The 19002-nt window shown below is 43.2% G+C and carries 12 protein-coding genes; 7 read left to right on the top strand and 5 right to left on the bottom strand.

The features are described 5' to 3' along the window. Window positions 1-7 precede the first annotated feature (7 nt). The 3 genes from R8G66_07425 to R8G66_07415 all read right to left on the bottom strand — a co-directional run bounded on the left by R8G66_07425 (window position 8) and on the right by R8G66_07415 (window position 7795). A complete protein-coding gene (locus R8G66_07425; protein MDW3192177.1) occupies window positions 8-3106 on the bottom strand; it encodes a TAT-variant-translocated molybdopterin oxidoreductase in 3099 nt (1032 codons plus the stop codon). Between the two features lie 21 nt (window positions 3107-3127). Then, window positions 3128-4414, bottom strand: coding sequence for a cytochrome c3 family protein (locus R8G66_07420; GenBank protein ID MDW3192176.1), 1287 nt, complete (start codon window positions 4412-4414; stop codon window positions 3128-3130). A 204-nt stretch (window positions 4415-4618) separates the two neighbouring features. After that, window positions 4619-7795 (bottom strand): CHAT domain-containing tetratricopeptide repeat protein, encoded by a 3177-nt coding sequence (locus tag R8G66_07415; protein MDW3192175.1) that lies wholly within the window; start codon window positions 7793-7795, stop codon window positions 4619-4621. A 162-nt stretch (window positions 7796-7957) separates the two neighbouring features. Between R8G66_07415 and R8G66_07410 the strand changes: the two genes are divergently transcribed. Next, window positions 7958-9643, top strand: coding sequence for a chitobiase/beta-hexosaminidase C-terminal domain-containing protein (locus R8G66_07410; GenBank protein ID MDW3192174.1), 1686 nt, complete (start codon window positions 7958-7960; stop codon window positions 9641-9643). 3 nt (window positions 9644-9646) lie between these two features. Here R8G66_07410 and R8G66_07405 read toward each other — a convergent pair whose 3' ends face one another. Beyond that, the gene (locus R8G66_07405) at window positions 9647-10930 is read right to left on the bottom strand and encodes a serine hydrolase (protein ID MDW3192173.1); all 1284 of its coding nucleotides are present in this window, start codon (window positions 10928-10930) and stop codon (window positions 9647-9649) included. A gap of 11 nt (window positions 10931-10941) precedes the next feature. Between R8G66_07405 and serA the strand changes: the two genes are divergently transcribed. The 4 genes from serA to R8G66_07385 all read left to right on the top strand — a co-directional run bounded on the left by serA (window position 10942) and on the right by R8G66_07385 (window position 15849). Then, complete coding sequence (gene serA, locus R8G66_07400) at window positions 10942-12837, top strand: phosphoglycerate dehydrogenase (protein MDW3192172.1); 1896 nt, start codon at window positions 10942-10944, stop codon at window positions 12835-12837. Window positions 12838-12914: 77 nt separating this feature from the next. Continuing rightward, window positions 12915-13313, top strand: coding sequence for a DUF2847 family protein (locus R8G66_07395; GenBank protein ID MDW3192171.1), 399 nt, complete (start codon window positions 12915-12917; stop codon window positions 13311-13313). 380 nt (window positions 13314-13693) lie between these two features. Then, on the top strand, window positions 13694-14761 hold the full coding sequence (locus tag R8G66_07390; GenBank protein MDW3192170.1) for an aminotransferase class V-fold PLP-dependent enzyme: 1068 nt from the start codon (window positions 13694-13696) through the stop codon (window positions 14759-14761). A gap of 167 nt (window positions 14762-14928) precedes the next feature. Then, entirely contained in the window at window positions 14929-15849 is a 921-nt protein-coding gene (locus R8G66_07385; GenBank protein ID MDW3192169.1) for a universal stress protein, read from the top strand. A gap of 316 nt (window positions 15850-16165) precedes the next feature. Here the strand turns inward: R8G66_07385 and R8G66_07380 are convergent, their stop codons facing one another. Then, window positions 16166-16621, bottom strand: a complete 456-nt coding sequence (locus R8G66_07380; GenBank protein MDW3192168.1) for a MarR family transcriptional regulator — start codon at window positions 16619-16621, stop codon at window positions 16166-16168. Window positions 16622-16770: 149 nt separating this feature from the next. On the opposite strand from R8G66_07380, the gene R8G66_07375 reads away from it, so the two are divergent. Together R8G66_07375 and R8G66_07370 are read left to right on the top strand one after the other, a co-directional pair. Next, on the top strand, window positions 16771-17688 hold the full coding sequence (locus tag R8G66_07375) for a hypothetical protein (GenBank protein ID MDW3192167.1): 918 nt from the start codon (window positions 16771-16773) through the stop codon (window positions 17686-17688). Window positions 17689-17724: 36 nt separating this feature from the next. Continuing rightward, window positions 17725-18978 carry an amidohydrolase family protein gene (locus R8G66_07370; protein ID MDW3192166.1) on the top strand — a complete coding sequence of 418 codons (1254 nt, stop codon included), beginning with the start codon at window positions 17725-17727 and terminating at the stop codon, window positions 18976-18978. Window positions 18979-19002: the final 24 nt, after the last annotated feature.

Genomic DNA, 19002 nt, shown 5'->3' with positions numbered 1-19002 from the left:
TATATGATCAGGCGTGCGCATCAGCCGTTTCCGACTTCTTCACTTCGTCTTTGTTTCTAACTTTTGTCAAATACCAGATGTTTGGCATTACTCGCAATTCTTCTAGCACGTGGTAAGCTCTAGGCTCCTGCGCTTCAACCCCTTTGTCCATTGACTTGATTTTCAACAACTTAGAGATTCTACTGTTCGGATCTTTCATGTCTCCGAATACCAATGCTTCAGAAGGACAAGACTTGGCACAAGCTACATTCACTTCACCATCCACAGGTCTTCTGTTTTCTTTCTTGGCTTCTAGCTTACCAGCCTGGATACGCTGCACGCAGAACGTACATTTTTCCATTACCCCACGAGCTCTTACCGTCACGTCCGGATTCAATACCATTTTACCAAGGTCATTGTTCATAGCGAGGTTATCACCGAACTGCTCATTGTCGTGGTACTTGAACCAGTTGAATCGACGTACTTTATAAGGACAGTTGTTCGCACAATATCTTGTACCGATACATCTGTTGTAAGTCATTTGGTTTAACCCTTCGGAGCTGTGTGTAGTAGCAGCAACAGGACATACCGTTTCGCAAGGTGCATTATTACACTGCTGGCACATCATCGGTTGGAACGTCACTTCAGGATTTTCATAGGCCGCAAATTCAGCATAACGCGTGGAAAGCAATCCTTTCTGCTTTTCCGTCATTTGCTCAGGATCGTGGCTGTAGTAGCGGTCGATCCGGATCCAGTGCATCTCTCTTCTGTTCAGTACTTCAGACTTACCAACAACAGGAATGTTGTTCTCTGTCTGACAAGCGATGGTACAAGTACCACAACCCGTACATGAGTTTAGGTCGATGGCCATCCCCCAGTGGTGGTTGGCATATTTGTGACCTTTCCAAAGAGATACTGCAGCGGGCTTCTTAAATCCTTCTGCAGTGGCAATATGAGGGAAGTTACGTCCGGCACTGGCATCTTTCTGATAAGCCTTCAATACAGTCTCCTGTACAACCGTCTGTCGTCCCAAGTAAGTTTGAGCAGTTTGTGTTTGAGCAATTTGATGATCTTCACCATTTGGCTCAGCACTTACTCCTGAAGTAATACTATAACTCAAGGAACCTCCGGCAGTCTGAATCAGTGGATAGGCATTGACTCCTACACCATTGGCTACTTTCCCTGCCTTTTCTCTACCGTATCCCAATGCAAGACCTACGGTATTGTAAGCCTGACCAGGTTGAGCAAGAACAGGAACAGAAACAGTTTGTCCTCCTACAGAAAGATTTACTTTCTGCGTAGACATTTTACCGTCATCTGTCTGAATACCCCACTCTTCTGCTTGCTTCGGTGAAACAGTCAGGTAGTTGTCCCAGCATGCTTTCGTTACTGGATCAGGCATTTCCTGCAACCAGGGGTTATTCGCCTGACGACCTGTTGCAATTGATGCGTTAGTATACAACACCAATTCCAATCCTGATCCTGCTTTTGAAGCACTTACTGCCGTAGCAGCGCCACCAACAGCAGAACTGTCAAATGCCGGGGCTTCACCAGCTGCATCTGTCTCTAGCACACCATCGTGCAAAGACTTATCCCAGAAAGCATCAAAGTTGGAAAAAGCACCAGGATTGGCCGTATAAACCGCTTCCCAGTTGCTTCGGATAAAGTCGTAGTAATTCGTATTGTTACCACCCCAGGTCAAGAAAGACTCTTGTGCCTGACGGGTATCGAAAATTCTTGAAATGGTTGGTTGCGAAAGGCTGTAATGCCCTGTTGTCAACTCAAAATCATTCCATGATTCCAGGTAATGATTATCAGGAGCGACATATTTCACCAAGGCAGTGGTCTCATCCATTCGATCTGAAGTCGAAATGGATACACCCGCTTTGCTGATCGCACTAGCCAATTGACCACCTAGTGGATGATCGTAAACTGGATTACAGTTATAAAAGATTACACCACCATACTGGCCACCATTCAGCGCAGAAACAAACGCTGCAAATTGCTTATCGTTTCCTTTTCTGATGTTTGTGGCCTTACTTAAATCGATGGTACTTCCGTAGCTTCCTAATGCGTTGTTGATCGCATTGACCAGGATCTGGATGTTGCTATCGTTGCTACCTGCTACGACCAAAGACTTGCCATTGGCAGCTTTCAAGTCTTTAACGACCTTCTTGATGCCTTCATCTTTCGCTGAACCTCCGTTCACGATCGCATTGTACAGATCAGCGATCAAGCCTGCTTGCTCAGAAGCCCTAACTGGGAATCGGTAATCCGCATTGGCACCGGTCAAAGACAGGTTACTCTCGAATGAATAGAGTCGAGACATGGTCTTTTTGCCATCTCCCAACTTTCTGGAAGCAGCGAACTGCTTATTATATAAGGTCTGATTAACGCCAGCTCCCAGGAAATCTGAAGCAAAAGACACAATTACTTCTGCTTGAGAGAAATCGTAGCCTGGATAAGCTCGTGTTCCGAACGTAGCCTCGTTAGCATCAAGCAAACCACTTACCGAATTGGCATCATAAGTAATCACCTCGGTGTTGGCATAAGCTCCCTGAAATGCCTCAATGGCTTTCGTGGTAGAGGGGCTTGCGATCGTATTAGTCACGATAGCAACTCTAGCACCAGCTCCCAAAGCAGCTAAACCATTATCAACGTCCAACCAGGTAGCAGATGCACCATCTTTCATTGGGCCTGTCAATCGCTCTTTATCATAAAGTGATAGGACAGAAGCCTCAGATTGAGCAGAAGATCCGCCTCCAGAGAATGCAGAAAGCTCATTGCCCTCTACTTTGATGGGTCGGCCTTCGCGTGTTTTCACGACTACATTGGCGTAATCGCTACCACTCACGAACGTAGATGCATAATAGTTAGGAATACTAGGATCTACGTCAACAGGCTTTTTAACATAAGGGATCGCATTTCTGATTGGCGCTTCACAAGCTGCCAGAGAAACGGCCCCGATGCCAAATCCCATTACTTTTAAGAAATCACGTCTTGAAGGCTCTGATTCAGCCTCATTCAGTGGTAAGTATTCTGGAAATTCTTTCTCCGCTAATTTCGAAAAAGAGGGCGTATTATTTAACTGCTCCAGTCCCTTCCAGTATTTCTTCGTTGATTTCATATATACTCTCTACTTAAGAAATTAGTAATGACATTTAGAACATTCAAGACCACCATTATCTTCCACCTTCATAGGTGTCTTGCTGGTCTCCGAGTGAAGCTCGACTAACTTCGTGTAGTAATCGTTTCCTTTGGTATTCAAATTGGTCTCTCTGTGGCAATTGATACACCAGCCCATGGTCAGGTTAGAGTATTGATAGACCACTTCCATCTCTTCGATGGGACCGTGACAAGTTTCACATTCCAATCCACCCACTTCTACGTGCTGTGAGTGATTGAAATATGCCAAGTCAGGTAGGTTGTGGATACGTACCCACTCGATTGGCTGTGTGTTATTACCATACTCCCCGGTTGATGGGTCGTAATCAATGGCCGTGTAAATTTTCTGAATTTCTTCTGAATCTGTTTTGATTGCTGTGTGGCAGTTCATACAGATGTTAGCTGAAGGAATGTTTGCCGATTTGGCTTTTCGTACGCCCGTGTGACAATACTGACAATCAATCTCATATTGTCCGGCGTGGATCTTATGAGAGAATGCGATGGGCTGCGTAGGCTGATATCCTTGCTGTACCCCTACGGTAAAGGCTCCGTCGATGGCCGTTTTAAGTAGCACCGCCATGAAGACGAAAGTTACCAGGCCAATGAAGGAGTCGCTTTTCAAGAAACCAAGTAGGTCAAATTTCTGTCCTACTAATTCCTGTTCCTCTTCATCGAGTTCCTTACTGTTCTTGATGTATTTAGACAATACCTGAACGACAATCACCAAGGTGATCAGGATCAGGATCAATACAACGACCAAAATGATTAGAACTGCTGTCAGATAAGACTCGGATACGCCTGACCCTCCATCTCCACCAGAGGCTACCGCGTCTCCACCTCCGTCAGATGCAGGATCAATGACTTCTTTCGCTCCTTCAACTTTGATGTAAGCAAGAATCGAAGTAATCTCTTCTTCACTGAAAGGATAAGCGGTCATCACTGTCTTGTTGTACTCTTCATAAAGAGCTACAGCATATTCATCACCACTAGCGATGACCTTCTGAGAATTCTGGATCCAGCTGATCAGCCATTCTTTTGGTCTTCTCTCGTGAACATCTTTCAAAGCAGGGCCAATGACCACTTCATTGATGGCGTGACACTGCGTACAGTTATTCTTATATAGCTTCTCTCCTGCAGCTACAATACCCTCGTCCGTCGGGATGCCGTCTTCAGCGTCCTGGGCGAAAGAAACTTGAGAAAAGAAAAGAAGGGTAAAGAATATGAGCGCGGATGGAGCTCGAAAGGGGTTGGAAACTGTTCTTCTTAACATTTGATTTAGGTACCGTTCTGGCGCTAACGGACGCAAAACTAACATGAGGGGGTTGTTTTTCAAACTCTTTCAGAAACCTAATTCACCGCCCATCGTATAAGGGGCGCCGCAGGTCACAATCACCCCCTCCAAATACCTTAAAACCAATTGCTTACCCGTTGTTCTGACAACAATATTAACTTATTTAGAATTATTCTAAATAAACTATTTCCCGATTAATACGAATGGGGACCAGAAGTAAGGCTGTGCGAAAGTACCCTCATCAATCATTTTCAATTTCGCTTTGCGCAGGTAACCGGCGTATTGCAGGGATTCTGAAGGAGTTTGAGGCACAGCTACCCGTGACAACTGATCGTAAAGGTTGACCATTAACTCCTTGGTAGACGCATCGGACACTTTCCATAAGGAAACGTTTACATTTTTAGTTCCCGCATAAATCAAGGCTCGGGTCAAGCCAATGATCCCTTCCCCTGTCGATATCTTTCCAAGACCCGTCTCACAAGCGGACAAGGTCACCAATTCCGAATTGATGTTCAGGTTGTAAACCTCTCCGGAAAAGAGAATTCCATCATTTTCATTTTCAACAGAATCCATGGCTAGTAGAATGCCGGAAAACTCGGGTTCTTCCTGATTCACAAAGCCATGACTAGCAATGTGCAAGTACTGATATTCGTCTAGTTTGCCCTGACTAACTACTCTTTCTGTGGCACCTTTTCTGATGTTCAAAGAAACCTCTCTCCCCTGCGCCCGAAAGGTACTGTCGATGGTGAGGACTTCAATCTCTGTTCCCGGCAAGGGCTTCATCTCACTCCGGTTCATTTTAATGTTCTTCCGAAGTGAAATGGCAGTACCCGACTCATTATATGACTGTGCACGTTTTTCTTTTAATACTTCCAAATAAGGCGCATCGAAGACCACAGGTGCCACGGCCATTAGATCTCTGGTAGCTTTCTTTCGAAAGATCTTCTCATTTCTGAAGGTCTTATAGAGCAGGTTAGCAGAGAACGTATAGGAAATGCCATAGTCTTTCACAAAATAGGGCAGCTCGCTATAACTGTCTTTATTCTCAAAATCCTTCGTCAGCAATGCCTCGAAAGGAATGGTCGCCATGATCCCATCTAATACAACGATGATATTTCTTACACCTTTGGGAATCTCGGCAGGAATGAGTTGGTCATACAACTTTCGGGCATACGTTTTATAAAGCTTATCGAACTTGTAGATGGTACTTTTTCGGAAAGCCTGAATGTCTTTTTCGTAGGTCGGCGCTTTGAATTTTTTATGAATGCTGAAATCATCCTTGGTAATGTAATTAGCATAGAGACTGTCTTCCGTCAGGAAATAGGACAGTACCATGGTGGAATCTGGCAGAAAATCCTGCAATTCTTCCACATTCACAACACCTACATCATACTTGAGGTCATAATACTTCGGGAAATCCGTTTCCAGGCTCTTTACCAGCTCCTCGTACTCCCTGTTGGCCTTGAATAATTGGTCCTGATAAAACACACGTTGGGCACTGTCGGGATTGGCACTCAGTTCTTGTGTAATCTGATTGATCCTTGTTTTTAACTCAATCTCATTGGTGACCATACTATCAGGTATACCTCCGAATGACTTGGCATTTGATTCCGCCAGTGAGGAAAACAGAATTGAACCTTTGTTCTTCTCAGTGAAATAGAAATACCAATCCTGGTACTCTTTCTTCTTTTGTTCGTAATCCGCGTCTTTGCCAATCATTTTCACATTCTCGGGATTGAGCAATTTCACCATAGAATAGGAGCCGTTTACCGCTGATTCATAGATCTTATTGGCTTGCTTTGCCAGCAATACCTGATCTCTTCGGTCGGTATATGATTTTCGGATCTGATCAACCAGACTATCACTCAAGACAAAACTTTGGAGAGAAATGTCCAGTCCTTTCATGTTTCGACTTTGGCTAAATCCGGATTCCAACAGTTCGCCTTTGAACTGTAAAAACCAAAGCAGATCCTTGCTATCGAAAAAGTTGACCAAAGAAGGATTCACAAAAATGTTCTCCTCATTGAAGTCCATGATACTGGAATTAATGGCCGACTGTACACTTTCCAGTGCTTGCCGAGTTTGTCCCTGTTCACCATATACCCGCGCAAGGTTGTAGTAGGCGTTGGCAATATTGGGGTGTTTGCTTCCATGGATCTGCAAATCAATTTCCAATGCTTTATTGAAGTACCGGACTGCCAGTTCAAAATCACCTGCGAAGTAGTACAAGCTCCCCAGGTTATTGTAAGCCGCGGAGGTATTTACATGTGTCTCTCCTACCAAATTAAAATTGATGTCCAATACCCTACCATAGTATTCCAGCGCCTCCGAAAATTTCTCTTGATATATATAAGTGTTGGCAACACCTAATAAACTACGGATCGAACTCTGATGGACCTCTCCCACCGTGTTGGAAAATACATCCAGTGCCTTCTCATAATACTTGATGGCTTCCGGATAATCTCCTTTGTTCTTGGCCACATCTGCGAAACCAAGGTAGATCGCTCCGAATTTGGGATTTCTCTCGTCCAAAAATTTCGAATAAATGATCAGAGCCTGATTATAATACTGTAAAGCAATCTCCAGCCCACCACTACTCTTAAAGATGTCGGCGATGCCTACATAGGTGGTTGCCACATCCGGGTGATTGTCTCCAAAAACTCCCTGATTGATCTCCAGCGCACGATTATAGTTTTCTTTGGCCAGGTTGTAACTCCCCTTGTTTCTGTACAAATTCCCCAGACTCAAATAAGAGTTAGCAACATAAGGATGGGCATCACCTAAAATTTCGCGATTGGTTTCTAGCGCATTTTTAAAATATCGAAACGCCTCCTCATATTGAAGTTTTCCATAATAAACATTGCCAATTCCCAGGTTGGTTGGCGCAGAATAAAGATGTTTTTCATCATGCTGTACAGACTCAGTAATTCTCAAAGCCTCGTTGTATTCTTCGAGCGCTAATTCATGCCTCCCAGTTAGGTAATATACGTTACCTATGTTACTCAATGCATTGGCACGTTCAAGGTGATTTACCCCGAGATGATCGTTGGAAAGTGTTAGTGCTTCATTGGCTACCTTTAGTGCTTCCTCCAGCTCAAAAATGGCACAAAGGTTCTCAGATATCTTATTTTTTGAGGCCACCATCCCCTCCCAGTAATTGCCTTTACTGAATAGATCAAAGGCACGCTCAAAGAAGAAAATAGAGCTGTCATGACGATTAAAAAGCAGAAATGTATCCGCTTTATGGAAATATACATCTGCTCGGGCACTATCCGATGGAGATGCGTTAACCGCAATGAGTTCGTTGGAAAAGAGCCCTATAAACGTGAAGCTCAAAAAAATTAGGATGTGCCTTTTCATGGTTGATGCGAGCAGTAAGTCAAACTCCCCGCTAATTTAGTTCCTAGAATCATTTTTTAGGATTATTTTCGGCTTTTGATATTTTATTCCGACCTCAACCAGAAAATGACGCGTAACCTTCGGCTAATAGTTGCCCTAATCCTTTGTAGCAATACAATGGTTATGGCACAAGTTCAACCCGAACACCCAAAGCGATACTATGTTGCTGAGGATGGTAAGCTGTACTGGCAAGCCGAGAAGCCTGTATTCCTGTTTGTTTCAGAAAACCCTGACGGTTCAGAATCCAAAAGATTGGAAAGTGAAACGACACCTGAACACACCAATCCGCTTTACCTGGACACGGAAGGCATTAATTATGTAAGAACGAAGTGGGCAGTCGATCAAACTACAAAAAAAACGATCTCTCCTCAACAAGAACTGGTTTTTGAAATTTACCGGGACGGCAACTCCCCTATTACTGAAGTGAATTTCAGTGCACCAAACGCATTTCAATCTGAAGATGTCGTTTTCTACGGTCAGGATCTTTCTATTTCGGCAACAGCTAAAGATCAGCTCTCTGGTTTGAAAGGAATTTACTACGCGGTGAATGGCCAAGACTATACTCCCTACGATGCACCATTGACCTACAGCGCCGACGGGGACTACTCGTTTAAATTTTATTCGTTGGACAATGTGGGCAATGCCGAAACACCACAATCCTTTGATTTTACGCTGGATTTGACAAGTCCTACGACACGATACACAGTCACAGGAGATAAAACCTCAGAAATTCTTTCACCCCGAACCATCATCCAACTAGAAGGAGAAGATGGGTCCAGCGGCATGGAAAACATCTATTTCCGCATCGATAGTGGTCAAGACCAACGATTCAGAGAATCTGTTGCTTTGACAGCACTTGCAGAAGGAGACCATACACTCACTTATTATAGTGTCGACAATGTGGGTAATAAAGAAGCGAATCGGACCTATGACTTTTATATGGACCGAACTTCACCTGAAGTGATCGCAAGCGTAGTTGGAGATCAATATCAAAACCGTGGCCGTGTATTCATTTCGGTGCGGACCAAAGTGAAACTGGAAGCCTCTGACAATAAAGCGGGGATCAAAAGGGTCTGGTACAAGATTGATGATGGTCCGGAGATTCCTTATAAAGAGCCGTTTGAATTACCCAAATCCAAGGGAAAGCACATCATTGAATACTATGCGACCGATAAAGTCAACAACAACTTCAAGTCGTTGTTTGATGAAAGTACAAGTGGCCGTGAATCGCTTGATATCGATGTAGAAGCACCTGAAATCGACTTTGCTTACGCTGGAGATCAGTTTTTCTCACGAGATACAGCGTTCATTACCAGCAAAACGGATATTGGTTTGAGTGCGGTAGATAATGATGCTGGGGTAAAAGCAGTTGGCTATAAAATCAACGGCGGCAAAGGCCAGGTCTACGAAGGGCCATTCAAATTGGAGGAAGAAGGCGTATACGTAGTAGATTTCTATGGTACCGACCAGGTGAACAACCGAAATAGTAAGACTTTCTACTTTACCGTAGACAATACTGGCCCTGCGATCGAGCAGATCTTGAGTATGGAACCTGTAGGTAGTATCTCATTAAATGACGAGCCTGCTCCCCTTCCGGTGTACTCCAAAGGTGTGAAGTTATATCTCGCTGCAACGGATGCAGTCATTGATACGGATGCGATTTACTACACCATCAACGATGGAGAAGAAAAACGCTATACCGAGCCGATTGAGATCAATTCTCTGGGAATCGTTTCTTACAAGATCCGAGCAACTGATAAATTAGGTAACACCTCTAATACGGACACCTTCTCGATTTTTGTGAAGTAAACCTTAGTGGTTCTTGATCATCTCATAGACGATACTCTGTATGGTAGGTCGAATGGCCAATTCATAGATCATCCGTTGATTTCTCGTAGGATAAACCCGATTGCACAAGAAGACAAAAACCAGGTCATGATCCGGGTCCGCCCAAACCAATGGTCCCGTATATCCACTATGGCCGTAGCTCCGGGGGCTAGCCCATTCTGAAACGTTACTGCGATCACTTTCATTGCTGAGAGTAGGCATATCGAATCCTAAACCTCGTCTGTTTTGATTATTGGGGTATTGCACCGTCGTAAAAAGATCAACCGTTTGTTGCTTCAGATACACCTCACTTCCGTAAGTACCTCGATTCAGGAACATGGACCAGACCTTTCCAACATCCGCTGCATTGGAAAACAATCCTGCATTCCCCGAAACACCACGCATCATAATTGCACCTTCATCATGCACGTAGCCATGAATCGGGACTTCTCTGAAAAACGTATCTACTTCCGTTGGAACAATTTGTGATAAAGGAAAGCGCTCCAATGGATTAAACCCCAGGGTTTTGGCTCCCATCGATTCATAAAAGTGCTCATTTAAATACACATCCAATGATTGTCCTGTCAGTTGTTGCACCAGCTCCGGAACCAAATAGAAAAACAACCCGGAATAGCGATATACCTTCTCATCACTGAGTTCGGCCTTTTTTATGAATCGCTTGATCTTATCATAGAAATCACTGCGCAGGTATTTATCCTCAGTCAATTTAAAATCATATCGATCACTTGGTTGCTGGGCTACCCATTTCTTTTTCAAACGCCCGTTTTTATCTCTGATCTCCTGATGATATGGAATCCAGGGTCGCCAACCCGCCTGATGCGCCAATAATTCCCGAAAAGTAGACTTTCCACGTTTGTTGCCTTTCAGAAAAGTGAGGTACTTAGATATGGGTTTATCAAGCTTAATCAATCCATCTTCATACAGCTTCATAACGGCTAAAGTAGCTGCCGTAACCTTCGTTACAGAGGCGAGATCATACAAGTGATTGCGCTCCACTTTTACCATACTATCGTAGGTATGATAGCCATATGCTTTATGGATCAAAACGGAATCACGGTGTTGCACCCACAAGACCGCTCCTGGAAATGCCATTTTCATAATTCCCTCCTCTAAAACACTGTCGATTTTAGCAATTTCGAAATTTTCAGCACCGAGATTTTGAGCACCTGAAAAAAGAGAGCATCCCAGAATTGTTACTAGAACTAAGGCATATTTCAATCCTTTTTGCATCGTAAGTTTGCGCTTCATTTGACTAACCTATGCAAAATTCCAAATATTTTATCATCGATTTTGATAGCACCTTCACAAAAGTGGAAGCCCTCGATGTTTTAGGCGAAATATCTTTGGAAGGCAAACCTCATCGGCAAGCGGCCCTGGATCGTATCAAAGAAGTGACAGATCTGGGGATGGAAGGAAAATTATCCTTTCGGGAATCTTTAGAGGAGCGAATCAAATTGTTAGAAGCACACCGGGATGATTTACCTGTACTGGTCACTAACCTGACTTCACAGGTTTCTAAATCCTTCAAAAGAAATAAAGAGTTTTTGAAGACTCATGCTGAGCAAATTTTTATCCTCAGTAATGGATTCAAAGATTTCATCATTCCCATCGTTGGAAAATATGGGATCCCGGCCGAAAATGTATTTGCTAATGATTTTGAATACGATGAAGATGGCAAAATCATTGGTTTTAATAAAGAAAACATACTTTCGTCCAATGGCGGAAAACCCAAGCAAATAAAAAAACTCAACTTACAAGGTGAGGTATTTGTGTTGGGAGATGGTTACACGGATTATGAGATCAAAAAAGCCGGACTTGCCAATAAATTTTACGCGTTCATCGAGAATGTGAGGCGAGAAAATGTGCTTGAAAAAGCCGATCACGTGGCACCAACCCTGGATGAAGTATTATATGTGAACAAAATGGAAAAAAGAGCGCTTTCTTATCCGAAAAACAGAATCAAAGTACTTCTTTTGGAGAACATACACCCTTACGGGGTTGAAAAACTGAGAGAAGAAGGTTATCAAGTAGACATACATCCGGCAGGGATGACCGAAGACGAATTGTGTGAAGCCATCAAGGACGTCTCTATTCTTGGGATCCGCTCCAAAACGCAAGTCACTGCGAAAGTGGTCAAAGCTGCCCGAAGGCTACATGCCATTGGTGCGTTCTGCATCGGAACCAATCAAATCGACCTGGAAGCGTGTACGGAAAGAGGAGTGGCCGTGTTTAATGCGCCCTTTAGCAATACCCGATCTGTTGTTGAACTGGCTATCGCGGAGATGATCCTATTGATGCGCAACATCCCGGATAAAGCTGCTGCCATGCATGAGGGCAAATGGGATAAATCTGCAACGAATAGTTTTGAAATCCGAGGTAAGAAACTAGGCATCATTGGTTATGGCAACATTGGATCTCAGCTTTCTGTCGTGGCAGAAGCCCTCGGCATGAAAGTCCAGTACTATGACCTTGAAGAAAAGTTAGCCCTGGGAAATGCGCATCGTTGTAAAACCCCATTCGAATTACTGAGCTCTTCCGATGTGATCTCGCTACATGTTGATGGACGTACAGAAAATGCCAGGTTCATCGGCGAAAAGGAATTCAACATCATGAAGGAAGGTGTGATTTTCCTTAACCTGGCGCGAGGACCTGTCGTAGATATTGCTGCTTTAAAAAACCACATTGATCAAGGTCGCATCCGTGGTGTTGGGATTGACGTGTTTCCTGAAGAACCTTTGAGCAATAAGGATGAATTCATCTCGGAATTGAGAGGGGCTCCGAACATGATCATGACACCTCACATTGGCGGAAGCACAACAGAAGCACAAGAAAACATTGCAGATTTCGTCCCTTCCCGGATCATGGAGTACATCAACACCGGATCTACGTCAAACAGTGTGAATTTTCCTAACATCGTGCTTCCTACCTTGCAAAAGGCTCATAGATTCATTCACATCCATTTGAACGAGCCGGGGGTACTTGCAGAAATCAACCAAACACTAAAAGACTATTCCTTGAATATCGTAGGTCAGTATTTGAAAACCAATGAGCAAATCGGGTACGTAATCACTGATATTAACACAAACTATGATGGAGCAGTGCTTGAAGATTTGAAAAAAATCAGCGGAACTATCAAATTCCGGCAGCTGTATTAGTATTTTTGTTAATCACCAGTCGAAAAAAATTGAATTTTCAGGATTCGATAAATGAATAGAGATATATTTACAAGGATATGACGGACCACCGCTCCACGTCACCATACTGGCAACCATTGACTAATCTCAAGCAATTTGATCAGATCCTTGAACGATCAAAATCAAAGCCGGCTTTGGTGTTGAAATACCATCCTAATACCAGTGAGAGCGAACTAATCAAAAAGTCTCTTGATCAAAATTGGACCATCGGTGCTGCTGAGCTAGATATGTATTTGGTGGACGTAAGCCGGGATACCAAAGTGTCACACGAAGTAACTGAAGTAGCTGGTGTAGATCATGAATACCCTCAAGTGTTGCTTTTCGCAGATGGTGTCACCATGTATGATGAATCTCATGATTTGATCAATGTGAAGAAAATCAAAATCGCATTGAAGATCATCAACAGGACCTTCAAATGGATGGAGACCAGGGTGTAATTCCCATCATCGTTCTCTCCTATTGATTTTTTAGAATTATTCAGCTGATCTGATTACAGCACCTCACCCCGGACCATTATTATTTAGTCACTTGTTTTAAGAAAAGGATCCCAACTTAATTGATGATGATAGTTGATCTTTTTAAAGAAAAATGTCAGGCAGATAAAAATGCCCCCCGTCCGTCTCTAAACCTGATTCAATCAGGATTTGAGTCATCCAACTACATCAACCCTCCACTGTTATCCTTTCTAAAAAGGTCCTTTCGGATGAGGCCCGGTTTTAATAGCCAATCAACCCGGTATTGTTATAAGTGTTAGGTTTAAAAACTTATTACGGGGGGGAATGAACTTCAAAATTAGAAATAGTCTTTATAGATAAAAATGGGCAAGCACATATATTTCACACCAGGACCATCTCAGCTGTATCATACGTATGATTATCATCTGAAGAAGGCAATGAATGAGGAAATCGGTAGTATTTCACACCGCAGTACAGCGTTTCAAAAGATCTATGAAGCAACGGAAACTTCCCTTCGGGAGTTATTAGATATTCCCGAAGACTTCAAAATACTTTTTTTATCCTCTGCTACGGATATCTGGGAAAGAATTCTTCAAAATCTGGTCGCTGAAAAATCTCACCACTTTGTGAATGGCGCGTTTTCAAAGAGATTTTATGAGTTTGCTATCGGAATGGGCAAGAAAAGTACCCAGGAAGTTGCTGATCCGGGACAAGAATTTGCCTCATTTGAAGTCCCGGAAGGATCAGAAGTTATAGGAGTTACCCAGAATGAGACCAGTACTGGATATGCCTTTGACTTAAATCAGCTAAAAGCAATCCGTGAAAAAAATCCGGAAGCATTGATCAGTCTGGATGTGGTCAGCTCTATTCCTTCTGTCCCTACCCCGTTTGACCTGATTGACACGACCTATTTTTCAGTACAGAAATCATTCGGTATGCCTGCGGGTCTGGGTGTTTGGATCATCAATCAAAAGGCCATCGATCGTGCTATTGAATTGGAAAATCAGGGTGCTACAGGTACCTATCGCAAACTCAGCACCCTGGTCAAATCAGCTGATAAGCATCAAACACCAGAGACGCCTAATGTGGTGGCCATCTACATCCTGGGTAAAATTGCCGAGGATATGATCGGACGAGGCATCAAAATGGTCAGGAATGAAACGGTTTACAAGAGCACCATTCTTTACCAAACCCTTGAATCCAGTCCTTTATTCACTCCTTTTGTTAGGGATAAGAAAAATCGGTCCAAGACCATAATCGTCACGGAAACGCCTGAGCAATCGCGAATTCTGGAAGATCTGGAGAAAAAGAAAATTATTCTGGGCAAAGGCTATGGCGCCTTTAAAAATGACCACCTGCGTATTGCAAACTTCCCTGCACATTCAAAAGAACAGGTAGAGATGTTGTGCGACCTGTTGGCCGCATACTAATCCACCAAAGTAAATTTTGAAGAGTACATAAATCACTTTAAATTAAGCACTAGAGTGAAGTGCTAATTGCACTTTTCCTAAGAATATTTTGAACTTTTTGAAGTCTCAATCTATTTTAAAATGTGAATGTGATTTAGCTTTGCGGCTTCTAAATTATACCGCCCTAGATGTATAAATTCAATAAAATTCTGGTAGGCCTCGATCAAAGTGACATGGATTTCGAGTTGATCGATGCTGCTTGTAAAATGTGTCAGCTTTCTGGCTCCGAAGAAGTGTGCTTCATGAACCTGATCAGGGATTTTCATATGCCGGAAGAAGTATTGAAGGAATTTCCTGATTTACTTGATAAAGCCATCAAAGAGCGTGAAGAAGCGATTCGGAAAGCCGTAGATAAGCAGTTTAGCTGCCCTCCGGTGAAAGTTACATTCATGATCAAGCAGGGACAAGCCACGAAGGAGATCATGAAGTATTCCCAGGATCACAAAGTGGACCTGATCATTCTGGGACGCAAAAATGAGAAAGAGACTGGTGGTATCATCATCAATAGAGTGGCTCGCAGAGCAGGTTGTTCTTTATTGGTACTTCCTAAAGGGCACACGGTAGACTTTGATAAAATCCTCGTTCCTAGTGATTTCTCAGACTATTCAAAAATCGCTATGGAAAAAGCGATCGAGATCGCAGGTGCAAAGGATAACAAGCCGGAGATCACGGTACAAAACGTATATCAGGTTCCCAGTGGTTATCATTATACAGGTAAAACCTTTGCCGAATTTGGTGTGGTCATGGAAGAGCATGCCCGAAAAGATTTTGCCCGGTTCACCGCTAACATGGACATTTCGAATCTCAATCTGAATACCGTCTATACCCTGGATAAAAACGAAGACGTAATTGGGTACATCTACGACGAAGCGAAGGTTCAGAAATCAAATTTGATCATCATTGGGGCCAAAGGTCGTACAGCTACCACTGCCCTATTCATTGGTAGCAAAGCCGAAACTTTGATCTCAATTGATACAGATATCCCTTTACTGGTAGTCAGACCCAAAGGCAAGAAAGCCGGACTGATCGAATATTTACAAGAACTTTAGGCGATCATTAGAATACCAGTAAAATAGATCAGCTTCAGCTATCATCGAGAATATTCGGTAATCAGTTATTGGAGTTGTAGCACAAAAAAGCCAGTCACTGTTGGCTCTGGTGAGCCATTTTGGAAGCTACACTGGAAATCAGTAATCTTAATTCTAAGAGACTTTCCGATTCACCATGCCCTCGGAAGAAACCTTAGTCAGACTCGTTTCTATCTACAATTCCGATTAACCAATTAACTGAGTTACGTCAAAGTAGTAACAAACTACTCAGTAGTTATTCGCTTTGGATCTGTCATAAAGATGGTTGAACTAATGACTAATTCCAGCCACGCATCTTGTCGAGTAAGCGACTCAATTCCTCGCTTTCCTTTTCATCAAGATTCTTATTCTTTTCTTCCAGTACTTGCATTTGAGCATCCATTTCCTCGAGCAATTCAAGACCTTGTTCAGAAATAAAGACATCAACAGCTCTTCTGTCCGATGGACACTGCTTTCTGATCACCAGGCCTTTGGCCTCTAGTTTATCAACGATCCTGGACGCATTGCTGCTTTTATCCAGCATCCGTTCGATCAACAGATTGACGGTGGAAGCATTAGGATATTGCCCCCTTAAAATTCTTAGAATATTGAATTGTGGAGTGGTCAGGCCATATGATTTGAATACCTCCTGGTTCTGTTGCGTCAACCAGTTGTTGGTATAAATGATATTGATCATGGCCTTACTATAAGCTGACTTGAACTCCTTCTGCTTTATATCCTCGTTTATTGACATTTCAAGTAGATTACAACGACATTTAATGTAACGACATTTAATTAAAATAGTTCCCCGAAATACTGGACTTTGTGTACAAGCGTTCAGTCATTTATATTGAATGATCCTAAAGTACCGATCACCTGTTCAAGCTATTAACACCACTTATCATGAAAAGCATCGCCATTTTATCGTTTTTATTCTGTTGTTTTCAATTATCAGCACAGCAATGGGATAGCTGGCTAGACGACTACAGCTGGTCTTATGAAAAAATCTATCCCGGGAAATACAACTACGAAGACGTCATTAAATTTGAGAAAGAGGTCGACATGGAACGACTAAACAAAGCCCTTGAAGCCGAATCTCCGAAGAAAGTACTGGTACTGAAATATTTCGAATCTATTCCCAAAGAGATCTTCGAACTCAAAACCATTGAAGTACTGGACATTAGTTGGGGCAATTTCTACCTGAATGAACTCCGGGATATCGACCAGTTTCAGCAATTAAAAGCCATCAATCTCTTTCATACGGCAAAAAATAAGGAAGTCGATGGTTACACAGTCTATGAGAATGGTGATGCACTTCCGGAAAATTTTGGTAACCTCAAAAACCTGGAATACTTACGATTATACAATAATGGTATTGAGGAGCCCATCCCCGATGAATTTGGTGATCTCACCAACCTCAAGCAACTTCAAATTGCTTCTCAGCCTGCACTAATTCTTCCAGAAAGTATAGGCAATTTGAAGAACCTGAAGGTCGTATCATTTTATCACATGAACGAAAATGGTCGGCATGACCTTCCTGCCGCATTTTTTGACCTAAAGCAATTAGTCAGTCTGGAACTCGGCATGATATGGACCGAAGAAGCTGACCTGGCCAAGTACCATTGGAGTAACCTTACGGCTTTGCAAGAACTGCAAATAGATACTTATAGCGGGGTATATCGCAAACAAATCCCGGAGGCTGTATTTCAATTGTCTGGCCTAAAACGCCTCTACTACCCTTCTGGTGTACCTTTGAGCAAAGAAGATCGCCAGTCGTATAAATCCGCGAATAAGAAGCTAAAGATCATTAAGATCAAATAAGATCAGGAGTATCTTCGACAATCATCAACCCCAATCATGAAGAAAAGCCTTTATCTAACCCTCTTTGCATGCGTAATCGCATCCTTACACTTATCAGCTCAAACCATAACACTCAAAGCTGATCGAGTCTTTGATGGAGAAAAGCTGCTCAAAAATCATTGTGTAACCGTCGAAAACGAACTCATCTCATACGTTGGTCCATGCAGGGATGTAACTTCTTCAGAGATCATCGATCTAGAAAATGCGACCTTATTACCCGGTCTGATTGAGGGACACTCACACATTCTCCTCCACCCGTACGACGAAACTGGATGGAACGACCAGGTACTCAAAGAATCGTATGGTGAACGTGCGGCAAGAGCGGTCAATCATGTCCGGTGGTCATTGGAAGCTGGCGTAACAACGATGCGTGACCTGGGATCAGAAGGCGCTGGTTATTTAGATGTAGGCATCAAAGAAGCAATCGATAAAGGAGTTATTCCAGGTCCCGACCTGATTGTAGCAGGTCCGGCTATTGTGGCAACGGGTAGTTATGGCCCTAAGGGATTCCATGATGGAGTAACGGTCCCTCTGGGTGCAGAAGAAGCCGATGCCCCCACTTTAATTCCAACCGTACGTCGGCAAATTGGTGGCGGGGCAGATTTCATCAAAGTCTATGCGGACTATCGTTGGGGACCAAATGGTGAAGCACAACCTACTTTCTCAGAGGAAGAAATTCGCACCATTGTCGAAACGGCAGCTAGCAGTGGTCGGGTCACAGTAGCTCATGCTGCCACTTCAGAAGGGATTCGTAGATCCATCAATGCGGGTGTCAGTACGATTGAACATGGAGATGGCGCAACCAAAAAGGAACTGGAATTAATGAAAATCAGAAATGTAACGCTCTTCCCTACTCTTGCAGCCGTTGAATCCATCAGTGCGTATCGGGGCTGGAAAAAAGGAATCGATCCTGAACCGGAACGCATCATCCAAAAGAACAAGGTATTCAGGGAAGCAATGGACATGGGTGTCGCCATTGGTTTCGGTGGTGATGTTGGGGTTTATTCCCATGGTAATAACGTGTTAGAGCTGGAACTCATGGAAGAATACGGCATGCCAACAATGGACGTCCTTAAAGCGGCTACTTCACTCAATGCGCGCGTGTTCAATTTGCCGAACAAAGGAAATCTAAAACCAGGTTACCTCGCAGACATCATCGCAGTTTCCGGTGATCCTTCCAAAGACATCTCCGACCTAAGAAAGATAATTCTGGTCATGAAAGATGGGGGTATTTTCCTCCATAAAAAATAAATTGAGGTCTTGATTAAACCTTTG

This window comes from Cytophagales bacterium (genome assembly GCA_033344775.1).
Classification (GTDB): Bacteria; Bacteroidota; Bacteroidia; order Cytophagales; family Cyclobacteriaceae; genus JAWPMT01.
This window is presented reverse-complemented; position numbering and strand designations above follow the sequence as displayed.